Genomic DNA, 17,867 nt, shown 5'->3' on the forward strand with positions numbered 1-17,867 from the left:
CGGGGCCTTCCTTCCGACACGAGTTTGCTAGCGTTCGACAAAGTTGAACTTGGTCACAAGCACTTCTCGCACCAGGGTGCGGCCGAGCGCGCGGTTGACTTTGTCGGAAATCCGTCGCTTGATCAACCCCAACCCGGGATCGCTGAGGTCGGCGGTGTTCGAACTGAGCAGCGTCAGGATGATCTGCTCCTTGACCCTGCTAGCATTCGACTCGAGCCGCTGCTTCATCAAGGCCTCGTCGTCGGCCAGCACCACGGCGTACAGCTCGAGGTCGATGTTCAGGGTGGTGTCGTTCTCGGGGTTGTAGCGCGTCACCGGGATCTTGCCCAGCTCTACTTCCCGCAGGTCCTCGCCCGAGACGCCGTCGGCCAGCTCGCTTGTGTTGTCAGCTTCCTTCCCGGCGCGCGCGGCGGCCAGCTCGCGGGCCACGGCGTCGGTTTGTTGGGCGGTCGGCATCAGCACCGCGGCGGCCACCAGCTCGACCACGACCAGGGCAGAAACGATGCCGATCGGGATCAACAGCTTGACGAACCCGCCCCGGGGTTGGACGCGCTTCTGGACGTGCATGGCCTTGCTCATTGCTATCACTTAACGGAGGAATCGACGACCGGTTCGTCCCACATCAGCACCTCGATGCGGGCGTTGCGCGCGCGGGACTGGGCGTCGAGCCCCGCGTCGATCGGTTCGTTGGCGCCGGAGGAGCTCAGCCGGATGCGGTCCGGCTCGATCCCGGCCTCGACCAGCGCCTGCATCGCGGCCCGGCAGCGCTGGAAGGCCAGGTCGTAGTGGTCTCCCCCCGCCACGGGGCGACGCGAGGTGTGCCCACGGATCTCGATCATTTGCGGTTTGCCCGCCAGCTTCTGGGCGATCTGCTTGAGCTGGTCTTTCCCCTCGGGGCTCAGTTCTGCGGACGCCTCGGGGAAGTCCACCACCCCGCCGACCGTGCTGTTGCGTCCCTGGCGGACCGACTGCACGAGGCTGTGCTCGCCGGAGACGGCCTGCACCTTGTTGCCCCCCTGCATGATGTCGAGCCGCTTGGCGCGCGCCAGGCTGGCGAAGCTGGTCATGTTGCTGCTGCGCACCGCGTGGTCGCCCGGGGCGGCGTCCATCGATTGTTCATTGCCGAACTGACGCCGCATCGACTCGAGCATCGCCTGGAACTTCTCGTCCTGCTTCATCTCGCTCATCGACACCAGCATGATGAAGAACGTCAGCAGCAGCGACATCATGTCGCCGAACGTGACGACCCACTCGGGGACGCTCGCGGGTGGGTCTTCTTCGATCGCCATGGATGGACGCTTGAGCGGTGGTTGTTGCTACCGGACGTTTTCTGAAATGACCACTAGGCCGCTTGTTCTTCGCTGCCCCGCTGTTTTGGCGGGACGAAGGTCGTCAGTTTCTGGCGGATGACTTTGGGGTTCTCTCCCTGCTGGATCGCCATGATCCCGCGGATCACGATCTCCATGACCAGCAGCTCTTGCTTGTTGGTGTAGCCCAGCTTGTCCGCGAACGGCAGGCAGATCACGTTGGCCATGATGGCCCCGTACAGCGTGGTCAAGAGCGCGACCGCCATGCCGGCGCCGATCTTGGACGGGTCGCTCATGTCACCCAGCATGATGATCAGCCCCATCAGGGTGCCGATCATGCCGAAGGCCGGCGCGTAGCGGCCGAGTGTGTCGAACAAAGCCTTGCCGTCGCGGTGCCGGGTGGCGACGCCATCGACTTCGGTCCGGAGCACGTCTTCGATCACCTCGGGCCTGGCGCCGTCTACGGCCATCTGCACGCCCAGGGCGACGAACTCGTTCTCGATCTCGCTCATCCGCCCCTCGAGCGCCAGCAGCCCGTCGCGGCGTGCGGTCTCCGCGAGGCTGACGATCTGGTCGATGATCTCCGGGATCGACGCCGACTTGTAGAACAGCACCTTGAGCCCGACGCTGAAGACGCTCAAGAAGTTCTTCAGCGGGAACGCGACAAGCGTTGCGGCGATGCCGCCCCCCACGACCACCATCACCGATGGCGGATCGACGAACGCCCCCATCTTCCCGCCGCCGATCACGATCGACGCGAGGATCAGGGCGATCGCAGTGACGACGCCAGCGGCGGTCGCGATGTCCATGTCGGCCAAGAAAAAGGGTTAGTACGGACGGATCAGTTCTGCGTGGAACGGGCGGGCGCCGCGGGCAGCAGCAGCTTGTGCTGCTGGTACTCCACGGCCCGTCGGACCACTTCGTCGGGCGTCTGCTGCACGACCAGCCGATCGCCCGTGGTTAGCGTTACAAACGTGTCGGGACGCGATTCGACGTACTTGATCAGCTCTGCATTCAGAACGAACGGTTCGCCGTCGAGCCGGGTCAGTCGGATCATCGTCGTTACTCCTACAACCGGCCTGCGGGCCGCGCTTGGCGCGCTTCCCGCGGGCGCGGATCGTTCAACCGTAGCTCACGCCGCTGGGGCGTGGGCCGCCCGTCTCGGGGTTTGCTTCCGCCGACTTTCTACCTTCTGAGGGCCAGCAGCTCGTCCAACAGCTCCTGCGCCGCCGAGATCACCCGGGCGCCGCCGCGGTACTGGGTGCTCGCCAGGATCAGGTCGATCAGGTTCTGCCCAATATCCGTGTTGGAGAGTTCAACGGCGCCTGCGGTTAACGTTCCGACCCCCTGCGACCCCGGGTCGCTCAACACGGCAAGGCCCGAGTTGACGCCGGCGCCCCACAGGTTGTCTCCCTGCTGCGACAGGCCAGAGTTGTTTGCGAACCGCGCCAACTGCATCTGGCCCAGCGTCCGCTCGTTGCCGTTGGAGAAGATGCCGCGGATGGCGCCGCTGTCTGTAATGACAAAGCTGCTGAGCACCCCCGGGGGCGACCCGTCTTGCTGCACCGCGGCGAGGGAGCTGCCGTCGCCGATCGCGAGCCCCGAGAGCTGCGAGAAGTCTAGCTCGAAGCTCAGGGGCGATGTCGATGCGGTGATGCGGCGTTCGATCGCGACCGAGGCGTTGCTGACAGAGATAATGTCGCCGTCTCCGTTGAACGTAATGGTCCCTGACCCCACCGTCGTGTCGACGTTGGACCCAGTAGCGTCGGGTTCGTTGTCGGGGGAGTTTGCTAGCCAGCGGTAGGTGAAGCTGTTGCCGTCGGTGTCTTCGAGGTAGGTAGAGACGCTTACGCTGACCGGGAGCCCCAACGTGTCGTAGACCACGAACTCCGCGGTGGCGCCGGCGCCCGTCTTGTTTGGCAGAGACGCCTCCTGCGTTTTGTCGAACCGAAGCGTCACTGACTGCGAAGCGCTGGCCCCGTTGGGGGTGATACGGAACGCGGACGGGTTGATGAACAGCTCGTTCTGGGCGCCAAAGTTCGAGGTGAACTGCAGCCGGCTGTCCCCCGTCACCGCGGCGCCGGGCGTCCCAGGCAACGGGTTGGTGGGGTCGCTCCCCGCGTTGTGGATTCCGAGCGCTTGATCCATGAAGTTGATCAGCTCTTGGACCGTCGTGGTGTCCGTGTACTCGAAGTCCTTTGCCGGCAGATCGACGCCCCCTTTCTTCCCGCTAAAGGAGATGGTCCCGCCGCCGGGCGGAAATAAGTTCCGGTAGCCGTTGCCGTCGAACGACGTCAGGTGGACCAGCTCAAGTCCGGTGCTGATCGCCGGGCCGTTGATGTCGAGCGTTTCGGAGGCAGCTTCGACTACGGCGTCTGGCGTGCGATCGATGTAGGAGATCGGGCTGCTGCCGCTGGTCGGGATGGTTTCAACCAAACCGTACGAATCGAACCCCTGCTGCGTGTTGCGGTAAATCCGCACGGCGTTGAAGTCGCCAGAAGTAGGCGGAACGATGCCGGCCAGTCGCACGCTTCGGCCGTCGTCCGAGATGCTGATCGGCCCGATCTTCGAGGTCGGCCGGCTCTCTAGCCCGTTGCTGGTGTTGTAGTAAGTGACGTAATAGCTGTAGGCGGCGCGATCGACCGACGTGTCGTCCAAAACTGCCCCCAGCGAGCCGTCGGCGACCGTGTCCGTGAAGGACGTTGCGGCGGCCGCCACCGAGCCAACCAGCTTGAAGTCGCCGGCGCCGGTGGCGTCGGTGCGGTAGATTCGTTTGGTGGTGAAGTGCGACTCACTGGCGGTTGGAGCCGGCAGGGTCGTTAAGTCGATCGCCTCATCCACACCGGCGGCCCCGGTCGTTGTGATGTTGCCGAAGGCGGAGGAGGGAGAGGCTTCGTTACCTTGGGCGTCGACGTAAACGATGCGATAGTTGTAGGTTCCGGCTCCGATGTTGCCGGCGCCCGTGTTCGCGACGACGCCGATCGACGACGCGTTCGGCGGCACCACGGGCGCTACGTCATTGGCGGCTAGGTCGGGCGGGAACTCAATCTCGCCGTTCGACAGGACCGTCGACTGGATGATGCCCGGCTGCACCGCTTGATAGTCCGCGGTGGGGTTCAGGTTGCCCGCCAAAAACACGTTGCGGGTGGCCTCTGCAACTGCCGCGGAGCCGATGGGGATAGTGAGCGGCACCAGCGTGGTGCGTTGAACGTTGTAGTTTTCATCGACGCCGTAACCCAGCAGACGCTGTCCGGTGGTGGTGACGATCTCGTTCTGGGCGTTAATGTTGAGCTGGCCGTTGCGTGTGTACTGCCGACCCTGTGTCCCTTGCACCACCAGGAAGCCGTCTCCTTGGATGGCGACGTCGAGCGGACTGGAGCTGATCTCTACCGTCCCTTGTGAAAACTTGGGGGCGATCTCCGCCACCTTGGCGCCGAGGCCAACCTGCCGGGGGTTGGTGCCTCCGAGGGTGCCGGTGGGGCCGGTGCCGATCGAGATCGTCTGCGAGAACTGTGTCGCGAACACGACGCTCGATTCCTTGAAGCCGACCGTCTGCGAGTTGGCCACGTTGTTGCCCACCACGTCGATCGTGGTCTCGGCGGCCTGGAGCCCGGTGAGCGCGGTGGTAAGTGCGGATTGTAGTCCCATGACGATTCCTCCCCTTGGTGATTGGGTTCTTCATTCGGCGCGCCCCCACGCCGTCGAAGAAGCAAAAGTGAGTTCTGCTGCGTTCGCGGCTACTTCGTGTAAACCTCGGAGAGGTTCGACAGCTTCACGGTATACTGGCGGCTCTGCGTGACCAGCGGCGGCACGACGCCCAGCGCCGTTGAGAGTCCGTCGTTGCTGCTGCGGTCTGTGAACGACGCCTGAGACCCGTCGGGTATCTGGCCCGCGAGGTAGAACTGCCCGGAGCCGTCTCCCTTGGTGCGGTAGATACGCTTGGGCCCGTCGGTCGCCGGCAGGTTCCGCAGATCGACTGCGGTGTCGGTCCCTGACTGGCCGGTGGTGCGGAGCGTGCCGATCTTCTGGCCGATGGGGCCACGGTCGGTGTCCCACACCGCAAGGTACTCGTACTCGCCGGCGCCGACCTCTCCGTCCGCGGTCGAAGGGGCGACGCTTGAGGGGAGTTCGATGTGCAGCTTCGGCTCGCCGTCTTCGATCGACACCCGCAGCACGTCGCCGTTGATCCGCTGATTGTCGTCCGAGAGCGCCTCGACTTGCTTGCCGATCAAGCCGGTGGCGCTGGTGATGTTCTGCCCCAGCAGCACCGAGTCGAGCGTCTCGGTCAGCTTGTCGGTGGCGCCCACCTGGCGGATCTGATTGATCTGCGCCAACAGTTGGTCGTTCTCAAGCGGATTGAGCGGGTCCTGGTTCTGCAGCTCGGCGATCATCAAGTCGAAGAACGCATCGAGATTGAGGTTGCCGATCGCGTTGGCGGCGCCGGCGCCGCTCTTTGATTGCTGGGAAGCAATCCGGTCTTGTAGGGCAGGGATCTGGCTCATCGGGACTCTCCGTATGGGGGCTCTTCTAGGCGACGACGTTCAGTCCGCCAGCGTGGAAACTCGGCAGGGCCGGCGAAACGCCGCTTGCCGCTTGTGCCTCGTGCGGGCCGGAGAGCCCGCCGCGCGTCGGCGGGGGGAGCCGTCGGCCGTCGTTGGATTGTTGGTCTTGCTGCCCCCCGGAGGGCTCTCGTCGGACGTCGACGTCGAACCGCTCCACCCGGATGTCTTGCTGCGCCAGCCGCTCGCGCAGCGCCGGCAGGTTGTCTAGCAGCAGATTGCGGGCCGCGGGGGTCTCTGCTTCGAGCGACGCGGTGAGCGCCCCCTCGTGCACGGCGATCCGTATCTGCAACGCCCCGAGCTCCGGTGGGCTCAGCCGCAATTGGACCGTCCCGCCGTTCTGTTCGGCGGCCTGGAACGCCCGGGAGACGCGTGCTATGAACCGCTCCGGGTTCACCCGCGGGCCGTTGTCGACCGACGGACCGCCTTCGCGGCTCGCTTGGGCGGCGCCCCGTGTTCCGATCCCCGTGTCTTGGGTTACTGGCGTGGCGGGCGAGGTCGGCTTGGCGTCTGCCTGCGCCGGGGCAGGGGGGGCCGCTTCGTCCGCGGCTGCCTCCTCGACGCCGGCAGTCGGCGGGAGGGGGGCGTCGAGCGCCGCCGGCGTTTGTGCCGTGTCCTTGGCCGGCGCCGTGACGACGGCGTCGTCCGACCTACTATCGTCTGCCGGCGCTTGATGCCGCTCGCCCCTCGGCGACGACTTCGACGGCTTTGAGTCTGCTTCGGGAGCGGCCGCGGCCGACCCGGCGGCCGCCGCCTCTGGGTCGCCCGATGGCTGAGTCCCGTTCTGGGAATTGGCGACGACGCTCGGCGCCTCTTCGGCGTTTGTCGTTTCGCCGCTCGCCTTGGCTTGCGCCTGACCTCTTGCGCCCGGCTCGTCCGCGGGAGGTTCGCCGCCCGACTCGCCGGCGCCTTCGCCCGGCGTCTCGGCGCCAGGGGGGGTGGGTTCGGCGGGCGTCTGCGTGCCGGTCGCGTCTTGGATCGCCGCGTTCGTAGCGGCTGCTTCGGGCGCCACGGCCTCGGCGGATAACTGCACGACGTCCGCCGCGGGCTGCGCGGCCGCCAGGGCGGCGGCCTGCTCTGCGGCCGTGTCGGCTTCCGAGGAGCTGTCCGAGTCGTCGCGGGCCTCGACGGGCGTAGACGGCTTGGAGTCGTCGTCGCCGGCCGGCTGTCCCCCCGCCGAATCGGCAGCGCTGCGCGACTGGGCGGGGGACGCCGACGGGCTTTCGGGGGGCGCCTTCGGCTGTGGCTGGGGACGATCGTCGGCGGCTCGGCCCGTCTCGCGCGGCTCGGGCCGCCGCCCCAGGGAAGCCTCACGCAGCTCGTCGGTGAAGCTGGATGAGGGACTCGACTCGCCCCGCGACGTGCGCCCGGCCTTCAGCGCATCGAGGGCGCCGAGGTCGCGGATGGGTGTTGGTGAGGCGTTCATCGACTTCTCGCCGGTGGGCAGGGTCACGGGTTAACCGATTCGAGCGAGTTGATCTCGCCGAGCGCTTGTCGCAGGACGTCGGCCGCCGGGCCGCCGTCGAGCAGCAGCTTGTGGATGGCGTGCAGGTTCTCTAGGTCTTCCTCGCTCTGGAAGGTTTGCAACACCTTCTTCAGCTTCGAGGGGCTCATCGAGTCGAGCAGCAAGATCACGTCGGTCATGCCGTCTGGTTCGTTGAGCACACGCAGCAGCAGGTCCTTGGCGACGTCGGGGGTCACCGATTCCAGGTGCCGAACGACGTCGTCCACCGCTTGTTTGGTAGAGACCTCACCCTGCTTTTCCAGCTCGACACGCACACGCTGCGCCGTCTGCTCGAAGCGGCGGGTCGCCTCGGTGAGCTTCTGGAGGCGGTGGTCGAACTCCTGCCGGCCGCGACGCAGCGCCTCTTGTTTTACCTCGTAGTCCCGGGCCAGCAGCTCCCTGCCCCGAGCCATCTCCGCAAGAGACGCCTCGCCGGCAGGGACCTCCGGCTTCTCGTTCCGCTCGTCCTCGATCTTCTGCAGGTCGACGTCGTGAACAATCGCAACGATGCGGAAGGCCTTTTCGTCGTCGATCCGTCCGCTCTGCCACAGGTAGCCGAACCCGGCCGCCGCCGCGATGACGGTGGCGGTGCAGAGGTAGCCGATGATGGCGAGCAGCAAACGCATGGTTTAGGTAGCCTCCCTCATCATCCGGCGCGCCGCAGCGACGCCGGCGGCCTCGTCCATCGCCCGCGCTTCTGCACGCCGCGCCGCCCGGCGGTGCTCTTCCCGGCGCCGCTCGTCTAGCAGTTCCAGGGCCCGCACGTCGCGATCGGCCACGACCGCCGCCTGGCGACGGACCTCGACCTCGTCATTCAGCAGCTCCGCCTTGCGGTCGAGGTCGTCTACCTGCGCCTTGAGCAGCAGTTCGTAGCGGCTCACCTCCAGCGCGCGGTTCACGTTGAACACGCCGTCGTCGAACAACGATCGAGCCGACGCCCGCACCTGGGCGGCCTCGCTGTCGAGCTTGGCGCGTTGGCTATCGATCACGTCTACCGCCCGCTGCGCTTCGGCGACCCGCGCGCGCATCTCGTCCCGCCGCTGCTTGCGGAGGTCGAGGAGCGTTTCCAGGCGGAAGCGGTAGGGTTTCATGACGGGGGCCAGCGGCGCTGGCGTTGACGACTACCGGGTTACCGGTTGATCAGGTTGCCGGCGGGGGGGGCGGGGGACGGCTTGGTCTGGCATAGCTGCGCAAGCTTGCAGAGCAGCCGGCTGGTGTCCTCCAGGGCCGTTGGTTCGTCCATCGGTTGACGCAGCAGCGCCTCGATCTCCGCGCGTCGGTCCAACGCTGCGTCGACCCACGGGTTCGAGCCCTTGCGGTAGGCGCCGATCGCGATCAGGTCCTCGTTCTCTTGCTGCGCAGCCAGCACCTGCCGCATGACGCGGGCCGCCTCCTGCTGCTCGGGCCCGGTCACTTGCTGCATCAACCGGCTGATGCTCGACAGCAGGTCGATGGCCGGGAAGTGGCCTCGCCCGGCCAGCTTGCGCGACAGCCACACGTGGCCGTCCAGCAGGCCGCGCACGGCGTCGGCGATGGGCTCGTCCGGGTCGTCTCCCTCTACCAGCACCGAGTAGTAGGCGGTGATGCTCCCATGGCACGTGCGCCCGGCGCGTTCGACCAATTTTGGCAGCAACGCGAAGGTGCTGGGCGGGTAGCCGCGCGTCGCCGGCGGCTCGCCGGCGGCGAGGCCGATCTCGCGGCTCGCCATCGCCAGGCGCGTGATGGAGTCGACCAGCAGCAGCACGTTCTTCCCTTGGTCGCGGAAGTGCTCGGCGATCGCCGTTGCCGTGAACGCCGCACGCTGCCGCACCAGCGCCGGCTCGTTGCTTGTTGCGACCACCAGCACGGACCGCGCAAGCCCCTCGGGCCCCAGGTCGCGCTCGATGAACTCGTTGACCTCGCGGCCGCGCTCGCCGACCAGGCCGATGACGGTAACGTCCGCCTCGGTGTAGCGCGCCATCATCCCCAGCAGCATGCTCTTGCCGACGCCGGAGCCGGCGAACACGCCTAGCCGCTGGCCGCGGCCGCAGGTCAGCATGCCGTCGATCGCCCGGACGCCGGTGGAGAGCGCCGCGTCGATGCGTGGCCGTTCAACGGCCGAGGGGGGCTCGCGGTCGATCGGCACGCGTCCGCTGAGCACCGGCTGGGGCATCCCGTCGATCGCATGGCCGTGGGCGTCGACAACCCGGCCCAGCAGGCCATCGCCCACGCGGAGGGTGGTGCGCGTCCGCACCAGCCGCACCCGAGCGCCGGGCCGCAGCCCCGCGGCGTTCTGGAACGGCAGCACGATGGTCCGCCCGGATCGGAACCCGACCACCTCGGCCCGCAGCGGGGTTTCTGCCTGACGGTGGATCTCCACCACCGCGCCGATCGGCGCGGGGAAGTCCGCCACCGCCACCGCGGCGCCCACGGTTTCGCAAACGCTGCCGGTGAGGGCCAGCGTGAGTGCGTCGGGGGATAGAACGGGGGTGTGCATTGGGGGCGGGCGGTTGCTGGGTAGGTTAAAGCAGCTCTTCGGTGATGCGGTCGAGCTGCGATTCGAGCTGGGCGTCGATGGCTCCGAACTCGGTCTCGATCACACACCCCCCAGGGGAAACCGCGGGGTCGGGGACGACTTGGCCCGGCGCGATACGCGCCACCGACGCGGTGATCTGTTCCATCGACGGGCCGTACCGGGCGTAGTCTGCGTCGTTTACGCGGACCCGGATCCCTTCGGCGCCGGTCGCCACCTCGAGCGCTTCGCGGAGCCACGCCAGCGACAACTCGGGGCGACGCGTCAACTCGCTCCGCACCAGCCGGCCGGCGATCTGCGCGGCCAGCGCGACGATCGAACGCTCCCAGTGGCCGACCCAGGCCGCCCGCTCTTGGGCGACCGCTTCGACCAACGCGTCGAGCGTGGGTTTCAACGCGTCAACGTGCTCCCGCACGCGCTCGCCCAGCAACTGATCGGCGGACTGTTCGGCGCTCTCTCGGCCCGCGTGTTCTGCTTGCTGTCGGACCTGCGCCGCCTCGGCGTGGGCCTCCTTGATGATCTTGGCGGCCTCGGCGCGTACCGATTCCAGGTACTTCTCTCGGCTCTGTGAGATGTCTTCAAAGTCAAACGAGACCGGCCGCACGCCCCCGGAGGACGACGTCGCATGTGCCGATTCGCGTTTGATGACGGTCGCCACGGGGCGGGGTTCCTTTAGGCGGACTTGCGGATGGGACGGCTGATGGCGCCTACGGCTAGCAGGCGAGAGGCGCGGCCGGCGATCGAACGTTGGGCCACCTCTACTTCGCGGACACGCGCGGGCCCAACCTTGGCGATCTGTCGGCGGAGTGTGGCGCGCTGCGCCCGGCTGAGCTGTGATTCGATGCGCTGCATCAGGCGATCGTCTGCCCCTACGAGCGCGACCACTACCTGGTCTGGCGCCACGCCGCGCAGCACGCGCGCTAGGTCGATGGGAGAGAGCGTCGCAAGGTCGTCGAAACGCACCTCGACCCGCGGCGGCGCGGGGGCGGGCGTTTGGGGCTCGCTGGCGGTCTCCGTGCTGAGCTTCGCCGCCGGGAGCCAGTCTCGCGACTGCCCCGCGAGCGACGTGGCTAGCTGGTCGCGGGCGTCGTCCGACGCGCTGCCCAGGATCGCGGCGATCGTTTGATGCCGTGACGAGCGGCGCTCGGTGGCGCGGCGTTGGCCCGCGATCCACTCCCGCAGGCCGGTGGCGATGACCTGAAGGTTGTCCGGATCGGGTTCGCCCATGTCCGCCAACCGGTCGAGCACCGGCACACGCATGTGGGCCGGCGATCGCTCGAGCACCTCCGCGGCCAACCGCGGCGGGAGGTAGGAGAGCACCACGGCGATGGTCTGGCTCTGTTCGCCCGCGAGATAGGCAGCCAGCGCCGAGGCGTCGGCGTCCGCGAGGTCGCCAAAGGGCGAGCCGGGCGGCTCGTTCGCCCGTGGCGCGGCGGGGCCGGCCGCGGCGGTGGGCATGCGCAGGATCTGGGTGTCGTTGCCGCCCAGGTGCAGCTCGACACCCGCGACCTCGCGACGCGTGACGGTCGGGCGCGCGACGCGGAACTCGCTGGCGGCCTGCGAACGCTCGCTGTCCTCGATCTCCCCCAGCTCGCGGATCGCTTGACGCAGCGCCGCAGACTCCTCGGGCGAAAGACGCGAGAGGAGCGCCGCGGAAGATTCGGCGTCCATGCTGCGGACCAGCACGGCGGCCTTGCGCAGGGCGTTGTCTGTGGTGGCGGTCATAGGGCTTGCTGCGAGGGTCGTCGGTTGCCGTACGGTGAAGGGTGGGGGCGGTCGCGTTCTAGCCGGCGGCGCCGATCCAACCTCGGAGGATCGCGGCGGCGGCGTCGGGGTCTTCGCGGACGATCTCGGCTAGGTCGTCTTTCAGGGAGTCGGCCTTCCGCAGTTTGAGACGCGGCCGTTCGGGCCCTTCGTCGTCTTCGGCGTCCTGCTCCGCACCGGAAGCGCTGAGCCGCAGCTCCGGCGCGCCCGGGGCCGAATCGGTCGGCGCCGGCTTGGTCACGGAGCGGAGCAGCAACAGGCTCACCAACGCCACGCCGACCATAGAGAAGGCGCCCCAGTTCCTGCCAGACCAGGCGAGCGCCTCGGACGCAACCGACGGTTCGGGCAGCACGACATCGGGCATCGTGTCGATAAACACGACCTCCATCTGGCTCCACTCGTTCTCGCCCACCTTCAGCGTGGGCAGCAGCGGCTTGACGGCCCGTTCAACGCCCTGCTTGATGTCGGTCTCTACCTGGGCGAGCTCGGTCGGGTTGATCTGCTCCGGCACGTCCTCGCCGAGGTCGCGTTTGCGTTGCTTCCAGGTCTCGATCACAAAGTTCCGCGGCACCTCGATGCTGGCCCACACCTCTTTCGGGGTGTTGCCGTTGTGCACCTCTTCGGTCGAGGTGGTGCCGACGCGGTTCTGGGTGTCGGAGAGGTTCCGCGTGGTTTCTGATTGGTTCTGACGCCGCGGGGCCTCGTCGGGCTTCGGTCGGGAGGGCCCCTGAGCGGTCACGCCCACCAGCCCGCCGTTGTCGGTGGTGGAGCTGACGATCTTCTCTGTCTCGGTGATCTCCGAGGTGGCCACCGGCTTGTCGCTCGGCTTCACCTCGACCGTGCGGCGCTGCTGCATCTCGTCCAGCACCGCGTTCACGTGGATGCGGACCTTGGGGATGTAGCTCAGCTGCTCCATCAGCATGTTGCGGACGTAGGCCTCGTACTTCACGCGTTTGGAGAAGTAGGGGTCGTCGAAGTCTTCGGCGAACATCTGCCCGCTGTCGACGTCGTCGGCGCCGAGGTTGTTGATGGTGACGCGCTCGGGCGACAACGAAGGGTGGAAGCCCGCAACCAGACGCTGAAGGTTCTTCACCCGACGCGAGTTGAGCGACTCGCCCGGCGCGGGCGCCACGCTCACCGAGGCGGACACCTGGCTGATGCGCCGCAGCCCCACCCCCGCCTGCTCCTCGTACAGAACGGCCGCCTGGTCGACCCACGGCATTAGCGTGATGATGTGGGTAAGCTGGTTTTCGCGCGCCGCCTTGATGCGTTGCTGTTTTACTTCGCGGCTGTCGAACACGCTGCCGCTGTTGAGCGCCGTGTCCATGAACTCCTTCACCGTGGTCGGCAACGCGCCGGCGTCGGCGATCGCGGCGATGTACTGGTCCTTCTTGGCCGCGGGGACGCGGATCTGCCCGCCGTCGGTGTCGTACTCGCTCAGCCCGGCCTGGCTGATGGCCGCGACCATGCGGATCTGCTGGCTGGAGGGGATCACCTCGCCCGGGAACAGCAGCACGCCGCCGCCGCCGGAGGACTGCTGGAACAAGAACGCCACGCTCACCGCCACAACGGCCGCCAGCAGCCCCGCGGTGATGCGGGCGCCCGGCGTCATCGAGGCGAACAGCTCACGCAGCTGTTCGGCAATGTTGTTGAGGAAATCCATTTCCTAGAAGGGCTTTAGGTCATAGCAACTAGTCATTCACAAGAATGCGTCTAACGACTAATGCCTAACACCCAATACCCCTTATATCCTGATGTCTTTGATTTCTTGGTAGACGTCCATCACCTTGTTGCGGATCTGCATCGTCAGGCGGAACGCCAGGTCGGCCTTCTGGACGGCGGTCAACACTTCGGCGGGGTTCACGTCGCCGCCGGTGAAGAGCGCCTCAACCGCCTGGTCCGCCTCGACCTGCATGTGGTTCACGTTCTGGATCGAGTCGAGCAGCAGATCCTTGAACGACGGCCCCGACGCCGAGCCCGCCGACGCTCCGCCGGCCACCCCCGCGCTCGGCAGCGTGGGGGCTTGGATCGGAGAGATCGGGCTGGCGTTGATCGGCGTCATCGTTTCTCAGCCGCCGGGGCGGCGTCGCGTCAAGCGATAATCCTCAGGGTCTGTTGTCCAAGGTCCTTGGTGATCTCGAGCACGCCGATGTTGGCCTCGTAGGCGCGCGTCGCCTCGATGGCGTCAACAAACTCGCGGGTCATGTCGATGTTCGGGTAGGCGACATAGCCCTGCTGGTCGGCGTCGGGGTGGCCCGGCTCGTACTTCATGTTGGGGGGCTCGGTGCTGAACTCTACGCTGCCGACTTTCACCCCCTGACCCCCGCCGGTGGTGGTGAGCGAGCTGTCGGTCTCGAAGGTCACGTAGCGGGGGCGGAAGGCCTCGGCCTCGCCCTGCTCGTTGCGGGTGGTCGAGATGTTCGCCAGGTTCGACGTGATGGCGTTGAGCCGAGTCCGCTGCGCCACCAGGGCGCTCGTGCTGACGTCGAAGGCGTTGAACATGGGAAGATCCGGGCTTGGGGGCCGATGGGTCGCAGCGTCACCGGGGTCGAACAGGGGGAAGCTTCACTGTCGCGGGCGTGTTCTACTTGACCGTTCGACCCGGTCGCTTACACGCCTCGTTCGCTGATCGCGGACCGCATCAGTCGGAACTGTTGCGATAGCAGACTGACCGCCATGTTGTGCATTGATTGGTTCTTTGAGATCTCCGCCACCTGGTTTTCGATGCTCACGTCCGTGCCGTCGTGTCGCAGCATGCCGGCGAGCGACTCGCTGACCGCGGCGAACTCGTCGGCCCGCTCGGTGCGGGGCGCAGCAAGCAGGCCCGGCGATCCGATTTCGGATGCGTCGGGGCGGTTGCGGCGCGACTCGACCGCGTTCTTCAGTTTTTCCTGGAACAACTGGGGAGAAAGATCGCGCGACTTATAGCCGGGAGTGTCAAGGTTCGCAATGTTGCCCGCGAGCACCCCGTGCCGCGCCTCGGCAAAGTTCACCACCTGCTCCAGCACAGGCACCGTTGAGCCTTGGAATAGATTGGCGAGCATGCTTGCGTCCGCTGGCGTGTTGAGGGGGTTTAGTGAGCTAAAGCAACCCGCGTGCCGAACGACCGACCGCTTCGCTGCGCCGCGCGATTCTGCCGGGATTCGCCGCCTGAGCGCTGGGGCGTCACGGCGCGTGCGGCGCCTTCTGCCGATTGCTAGCGGCGCGAATGTGCATGGCGAGCCGTCGGCGTCAGCCGCCGGAGGTGTTGTGTTGGCAAGGGCTCCGGCGGCTGACGCCGACGGCTCGCCAGGTTGGTTTCTTATCCTGCTTTGGAGTAGCTCTTCTCCCGCGGGGCGTAGCCGTAGTCCCGCAGCTTGCCGCTGAGGGTCCGCACCCCGATGCCCAGCGCCTCGGCGGTGCGAGCGCGGTGGCCGCCGAAGCGGTCGAGCGTCGCCTCGATCAGGCGCCGCTCTGCCTCGGCGAGCGACTGCCCTACGGCCGCCGGAACGCTACTCGGTTGGGGGGGGGCGGCCGCTCGGCCGCCGGCAAGCCAGGGGCGCAACAGCGACTCGGCCAACTCCCCTTCTTCGCCCAGCACGCAGGCGCGTGTGATCACGTTGTGCAGTTCCCGCACGTTCCCCGGCCACGTGTAGTCGAGCAGCAGTTGGCTGGCGGCGGGTTCGAGCGTCGGGGTCGGACGCCCCAATCGCTGCGACGCGGAGGCCGCGAAGCGCTCCGCCAGCAGCAGCACGTCGCCTCCGCGGCTGCGGAGCGGCGGCACCTCGATCGGGACCACGGCGAGCCGAAAGTAGAGGTCTTCCCGGAACCGTCCGGCCGAGACCTCGGTCTGGAGGTCGCGGTTGGTTGTGGCCAGCACACGGACGTCGGCCGGCGTCGACTGGCTCGAGCCGACACGCTCGAAGACGCGTTCTTGCAGCACCCGCAGCAGCTTGGCCTGTAGGGCCGGGTTGATCTCGGTCACCTCGTCCAGCAGCAGCGATCCGCCGGAGGCCTGCTCGAACCGGCCGACCCGGTCGGCGTCGGCGCCGGTGAACGCGCCGCGGCAGTGGCCGAACAACTCGCTCTCGGTAAGCTGCTCGGAAAGCACCGGGCAGTTGAGCCCGACGAACGGCCCGGCGCCCCGGCGGCTCTGGGCGTGCAGCGTGCGGGCGACCAGCTCCTTGCCGACGCCGCTCTCTCCGCAGATGAGCACGGTCTCGTCCGTGCGGGCGATCCGCTCGATCTGGTCGCGGAGCCGGCGCATGGCCTCGGACTCGCCCAGCATCTCGACTTCTCCCGGCGCCGCGGCGCCCCGCTCCGAGCGGGCCTCGATCCGTCGACGGTCGAGCGCCCTGGCGACGCAGTCCTCCAGCTTGCCGGCGTCGAAGGGCTTTTCTAGATAGTCGAAGGCGCCGCTCCGCATCGCCTCGACCGCCGTGCTCACGCTGGCGTGGGCGGTGATCATCAGCACCGCGGACGGGATCCGCCGGCGTTCCACCTCGCGGACCAGCTCCAGCCCGCTCATGCCCGGCATCTGCAGATCGCTCACCACCACGTCGGCGCGGGCGTCGCGCAGCACGTTGAGCGCCTCGACGGCGCTCGAGCAGGTCCGCACGGCGTACCCGGCGCACCCCAGCACGTCGGCGACCGACTGCCGCGCAGCGGCGTGGTCGTCGACCACCAGGACGCTCGGTTTAGATGGCGGCGCCGGTTGGCTCATGCGGCGGCCCTCATCACTTTGCGGGGGATGCGGATCGTGAACGCGGCGCCCCCTTCGGGGCAGTTCTCGGCGGTCACGACGCCGCCGTGGGCCTCGGCCACGTGCATCACCACGCTCAGCCCCAGGCCGGTGCCGCTTTCTTTGGTGGTGAAGAAGGGCTCGAACAGCCGCTTGCGTTGCTCGGGCGACAGCCCGGGCCCGCTGTCGGCGATCTCGATCTCGAAGCCGCGCGGCCCGTCGAAGCTGGTCGCCACCAGCTCGCCGCCGCCGGGCATCGCGTCCATCGCGTTGAGCACCAGGTTCAACAGCGCGCGTCGGATCATCTCACGGTCGGCGCTCACCAGCGTGTTGGGGGGGACGTCGAGCTCGACGTCGATCCCTTGCGCTTGGAGCTGCGGGGCGAGCGACTCGCAGACCTCTTCGATCAGCTCGCACACCAGGAAGTTCGACCAGCTCGGCTGGCGGTGGGCGGTGAAGCTCAGTAGATCGTTCACGGTGGCGTCCAGGGCGGTAAACCCTGCCTCGACCTTGGAAAGCACGTCGAGCGTCTCCCGGTCCGCGGAGAGCCGACGACGCAGTAAACTCAGGTACAACGAAACAGGGACCAGGTTGTTCCTAACCTCGTGCGCCACGTGCGAGGCCATCCGGCCGAGGTCGGCCAGCCGGTTCTCACGGGCCAGTTCGCGGTTCTTGACTTCCAGCTCGGTCGTCAGGCGGGCGACCTCGCCCTGCAGCGCGACGTGCGTCTGCTCGAGCCGCACGGTCGCCTGGTTCCAAGCCGCGAGGATCGCTTGCAGGTCTTCCGACTCCAGCGGCGCGTGCTCGTCCTGCGTCTGCGGAGCGATCCGCAGGGAGGTTCGCTGACGACCGGCGTCGGGGGCGGCGGCGTTTTGTTGGGGGACCATGGTCGCGGAGGGTAGGGCCTTAGGCCTTACGAAGAAAGATCAAGCCGCGCCGCGCCGCTAGCATCCTCCGCGGCGACGGGCCGGGGGGGGCCCGCGGTATGGTGAGCGCGGTAGGCGCCCGCGGCGCCGGCGGCACAGTGCGCTTGCCGAAGCTGCTGCCCCACGTCGTCGCGGCGAGATCGCATGCGGGCCTCTTGTTGCTCTTCCATCGCGACAATCTCGGCCAACAGCCTGGCGCATTCCTGCGATTCGCTCGCGGCAAGGGCGCGCTTCTGCGGCGAAGACCACGTCCGGTCCTCCGGCGCCTGGTCGCGGAAGGGCGCCATCGCCCGCTCGATCTGACCCAACGCATCGACCAACTGCTGCTTGGCGGAGAGCAGCCTCAGCAGGTTGGCGGTGTCGCCCGAGTCCACCAGGTCGGCCTGACGCAGCCCCACGGCGTGCAGTTGGCGCAGCACCTGGAGCTTGCGGTGGATAAGCGTGGCGAGCTCGTCGGTGGATGCGGTCATAGGCGCTCTTGCTCTACACGCGGGATTCACTAGCCGCCGGGCTACGCCCCGGCGGGGCGGCTCGCTGGTTGCGCTAACTCAGGGGCGCCCACGGGGCGTCGCCCG

Annotated in this window: 19 protein-coding genes; all 19 read right to left on the minus strand. The window is 67.6% G+C overall.

Annotated elements, in window-relative coordinates:
* Positions 1-27: 27 nt before the first annotated feature.
* The 19 genes from Pla175_RS07930 to Pla175_RS08020 all read right to left on the minus strand — a co-directional run bounded on the left by Pla175_RS07930 (position 28) and on the right by Pla175_RS08020 (position 17,762).
* On the minus strand, positions 28-579 hold the full coding sequence (locus tag Pla175_RS07930; protein WP_145282916.1) for a flagellar basal body-associated FliL family protein: 552 nt from the start codon (positions 577-579) through the stop codon (positions 28-30).
* Between the two features lie 5 nt (positions 580-584).
* Entirely contained in the window at positions 585-1,289 is a 705-nt protein-coding gene (locus Pla175_RS07935; protein WP_145282918.1) for an OmpA/MotB family protein, read from the minus strand.
* Positions 1,290-1,342: 53 nt separating this feature from the next.
* Entirely contained in the window at positions 1,343-2,116 is a 774-nt protein-coding gene (locus tag Pla175_RS07940; RefSeq protein ID WP_145282920.1) for a motility protein A, read from the minus strand.
* A 32-nt stretch (positions 2,117-2,148) separates the two neighbouring features.
* Entirely contained in the window at positions 2,149-2,364 is a 216-nt protein-coding gene (locus Pla175_RS07945; RefSeq protein ID WP_145282922.1) for a flagellar FlbD family protein, read from the minus strand.
* A 128-nt stretch (positions 2,365-2,492) separates the two neighbouring features.
* Entirely contained in the window at positions 2,493-4,955 is a 2,463-nt protein-coding gene (locus Pla175_RS07950) for a flagellar hook-basal body complex protein (protein WP_145282924.1), read from the minus strand.
* Between the two features lie 89 nt (positions 4,956-5,044).
* The gene (locus tag Pla175_RS07955; protein WP_145282926.1) at positions 5,045-5,809 is read right to left on the minus strand and encodes a flagellar hook assembly protein FlgD; all 765 of its coding nucleotides are present in this window, start codon (positions 5,807-5,809) and stop codon (positions 5,045-5,047) included.
* Positions 5,810-5,834: 25 nt separating this feature from the next.
* Positions 5,835-7,319, minus strand: a complete 1,485-nt coding sequence (locus Pla175_RS07960; RefSeq protein ID WP_145282928.1) for a flagellar hook-length control protein FliK — start codon at positions 7,317-7,319, stop codon at positions 5,835-5,837.
* Positions 7,316-7,996 carry a VHS/ENTH/ANTH domain-containing protein gene (locus Pla175_RS07965; protein WP_145282930.1) on the minus strand — a complete coding sequence of 227 codons (681 nt, stop codon included), beginning with the start codon at positions 7,994-7,996 and terminating at the stop codon, positions 7,316-7,318. Before Pla175_RS07965 ends, Pla175_RS07960 begins: the two co-directional genes overlap by 4 nt.
* Positions 7,997-7,999: 3 nt before the next feature.
* Positions 8,000-8,461 (minus strand): flagellar export protein FliJ, encoded by a 462-nt coding sequence (gene fliJ / locus Pla175_RS07970; protein WP_145282932.1) that lies wholly within the window; start codon positions 8,459-8,461, stop codon positions 8,000-8,002.
* Between the two features lie 38 nt (positions 8,462-8,499).
* The gene (locus Pla175_RS07975) at positions 8,500-9,846 is read right to left on the minus strand and encodes a FliI/YscN family ATPase (RefSeq protein WP_145282935.1); all 1,347 of its coding nucleotides are present in this window, start codon (positions 9,844-9,846) and stop codon (positions 8,500-8,502) included.
* Between the two features lie 25 nt (positions 9,847-9,871).
* Positions 9,872-10,540 carry a FliH/SctL family protein gene (locus Pla175_RS07980; protein WP_145282937.1) on the minus strand — a complete coding sequence of 223 codons (669 nt, stop codon included), beginning with the start codon at positions 10,538-10,540 and terminating at the stop codon, positions 9,872-9,874.
* Positions 10,541-10,554: 14 nt separating this feature from the next.
* Entirely contained in the window at positions 10,555-11,607 is a 1,053-nt protein-coding gene (locus Pla175_RS07985) for a FliG C-terminal domain-containing protein (protein ID WP_145282939.1), read from the minus strand.
* Between the two features lie 58 nt (positions 11,608-11,665).
* Entirely contained in the window at positions 11,666-13,309 is a 1,644-nt protein-coding gene (locus Pla175_RS07990) for a hypothetical protein (protein ID WP_145282941.1), read from the minus strand.
* An 81-nt stretch (positions 13,310-13,390) separates the two neighbouring features.
* The gene (gene fliE, locus Pla175_RS07995; protein ID WP_145282944.1) at positions 13,391-13,708 is read right to left on the minus strand and encodes a flagellar hook-basal body complex protein FliE; all 318 of its coding nucleotides are present in this window, start codon (positions 13,706-13,708) and stop codon (positions 13,391-13,393) included.
* A gap of 29 nt (positions 13,709-13,737) precedes the next feature.
* A complete protein-coding gene (gene flgC, locus Pla175_RS08000) occupies positions 13,738-14,148 on the minus strand; it encodes a flagellar basal body rod protein FlgC (protein ID WP_145282946.1) in 411 nt (136 codons plus the stop codon).
* Between the two features lie 107 nt (positions 14,149-14,255).
* Positions 14,256-14,690 carry a flagellar basal body rod protein FlgB gene (gene flgB / locus Pla175_RS08005; RefSeq protein WP_145282948.1) on the minus strand — a complete coding sequence of 145 codons (435 nt, stop codon included), beginning with the start codon at positions 14,688-14,690 and terminating at the stop codon, positions 14,256-14,258.
* 257 nt (positions 14,691-14,947) lie between these two features.
* The gene (locus tag Pla175_RS08010; protein WP_145282951.1) at positions 14,948-16,348 is read right to left on the minus strand and encodes a sigma-54-dependent transcriptional regulator; all 1,401 of its coding nucleotides are present in this window, start codon (positions 16,346-16,348) and stop codon (positions 14,948-14,950) included.
* Positions 16,345-17,253 (minus strand): sensor histidine kinase, encoded by a 909-nt coding sequence (locus tag Pla175_RS08015; RefSeq protein ID WP_145282953.1) that lies wholly within the window; start codon positions 17,251-17,253, stop codon positions 16,345-16,347. Before Pla175_RS08015 ends, Pla175_RS08010 begins: the two co-directional genes overlap by 4 nt.
* A gap of 26 nt (positions 17,254-17,279) precedes the next feature.
* Positions 17,280-17,762, minus strand: coding sequence for a hypothetical protein (locus tag Pla175_RS08020; protein ID WP_145282955.1), 483 nt, complete (start codon positions 17,760-17,762; stop codon positions 17,280-17,282).
* Positions 17,763-17,867: the final 105 nt, after the last annotated feature.

This window comes from Pirellulimonas nuda, from assembly GCF_007750855.1.
GTDB lineage: Bacteria > Planctomycetota > Planctomycetia > Pirellulales > Lacipirellulaceae > Pirellulimonas > Pirellulimonas nuda.

What these genes read in the sequence shown, in the direction of transcription:
- Pla175_RS07930 (WP_145282916.1), bottom strand. Translation starts at nt 579, where the DNA reads ATGAGCAAGGCCATGCACGTCCAGAAGCGCGTCCAACCCCGGGGCGGG.
- Pla175_RS07935 (WP_145282918.1), bottom strand. Translation starts at nt 1,289, where the DNA reads ATGGCGATCGAAGAAGACCCACCCGCGAGCGTCCCCGAGTGGGTCGTC.
- Pla175_RS07940 (WP_145282920.1), bottom strand. Translation starts at nt 2,116, where the DNA reads ATGGACATCGCGACCGCCGCTGGCGTCGTCACTGCGATCGCCCTGATC.
- Pla175_RS07945 (WP_145282922.1), bottom strand. Translation starts at nt 2,364, where the DNA reads ATGATCCGACTGACCCGGCTCGACGGCGAACCGTTCGTTCTGAATGCA.
- Pla175_RS07950 (WP_145282924.1), bottom strand. Translation starts at nt 4,955, where the DNA reads ATGGGACTACAATCCGCACTTACCACCGCGCTCACCGGGCTCCAGGCC.
- Pla175_RS07955 (WP_145282926.1), bottom strand. Translation starts at nt 5,809, where the DNA reads ATGAGCCAGATCCCTGCCCTACAAGACCGGATTGCTTCCCAGCAATCA.
- Pla175_RS07965 (WP_145282930.1), bottom strand. Translation starts at nt 7,996, where the DNA reads ATGCGTTTGCTGCTCGCCATCATCGGCTACCTCTGCACCGCCACCGTC.
- fliJ (WP_145282932.1), bottom strand. Translation starts at nt 8,461, where the DNA reads ATGAAACCCTACCGCTTCCGCCTGGAAACGCTCCTCGACCTCCGCAAG.
- Pla175_RS07975 (WP_145282935.1), bottom strand. Translation starts at nt 9,846, where the DNA reads ATGCACACCCCCGTTCTATCCCCCGACGCACTCACGCTGGCCCTCACC.
- Pla175_RS07985 (WP_145282939.1), bottom strand. Translation starts at nt 11,607, where the DNA reads ATGACCGCCACCACAGACAACGCCCTGCGCAAGGCCGCCGTGCTGGTC.
- Pla175_RS07990 (WP_145282941.1), bottom strand. Translation starts at nt 13,309, where the DNA reads ATGGATTTCCTCAACAACATTGCCGAACAGCTGCGTGAGCTGTTCGCC.
- fliE (WP_145282944.1), bottom strand. Translation starts at nt 13,708, where the DNA reads ATGACGCCGATCAACGCCAGCCCGATCTCTCCGATCCAAGCCCCCACG.
- flgC (WP_145282946.1), bottom strand. Translation starts at nt 14,148, where the DNA reads ATGTTCAACGCCTTCGACGTCAGCACGAGCGCCCTGGTGGCGCAGCGG.
- flgB (WP_145282948.1), bottom strand. Translation starts at nt 14,690, where the DNA reads ATGCTCGCCAATCTATTCCAAGGCTCAACGGTGCCTGTGCTGGAGCAG.
- Pla175_RS08010 (WP_145282951.1), bottom strand. Translation starts at nt 16,348, where the DNA reads ATGAGCCAACCGGCGCCGCCATCTAAACCGAGCGTCCTGGTGGTCGAC.
- Pla175_RS08015 (WP_145282953.1), bottom strand. Translation starts at nt 17,253, where the DNA reads ATGGTCCCCCAACAAAACGCCGCCGCCCCCGACGCCGGTCGTCAGCGA.
- Pla175_RS08020 (WP_145282955.1), bottom strand. Translation starts at nt 17,762, where the DNA reads ATGACCGCATCCACCGACGAGCTCGCCACGCTTATCCACCGCAAGCTC.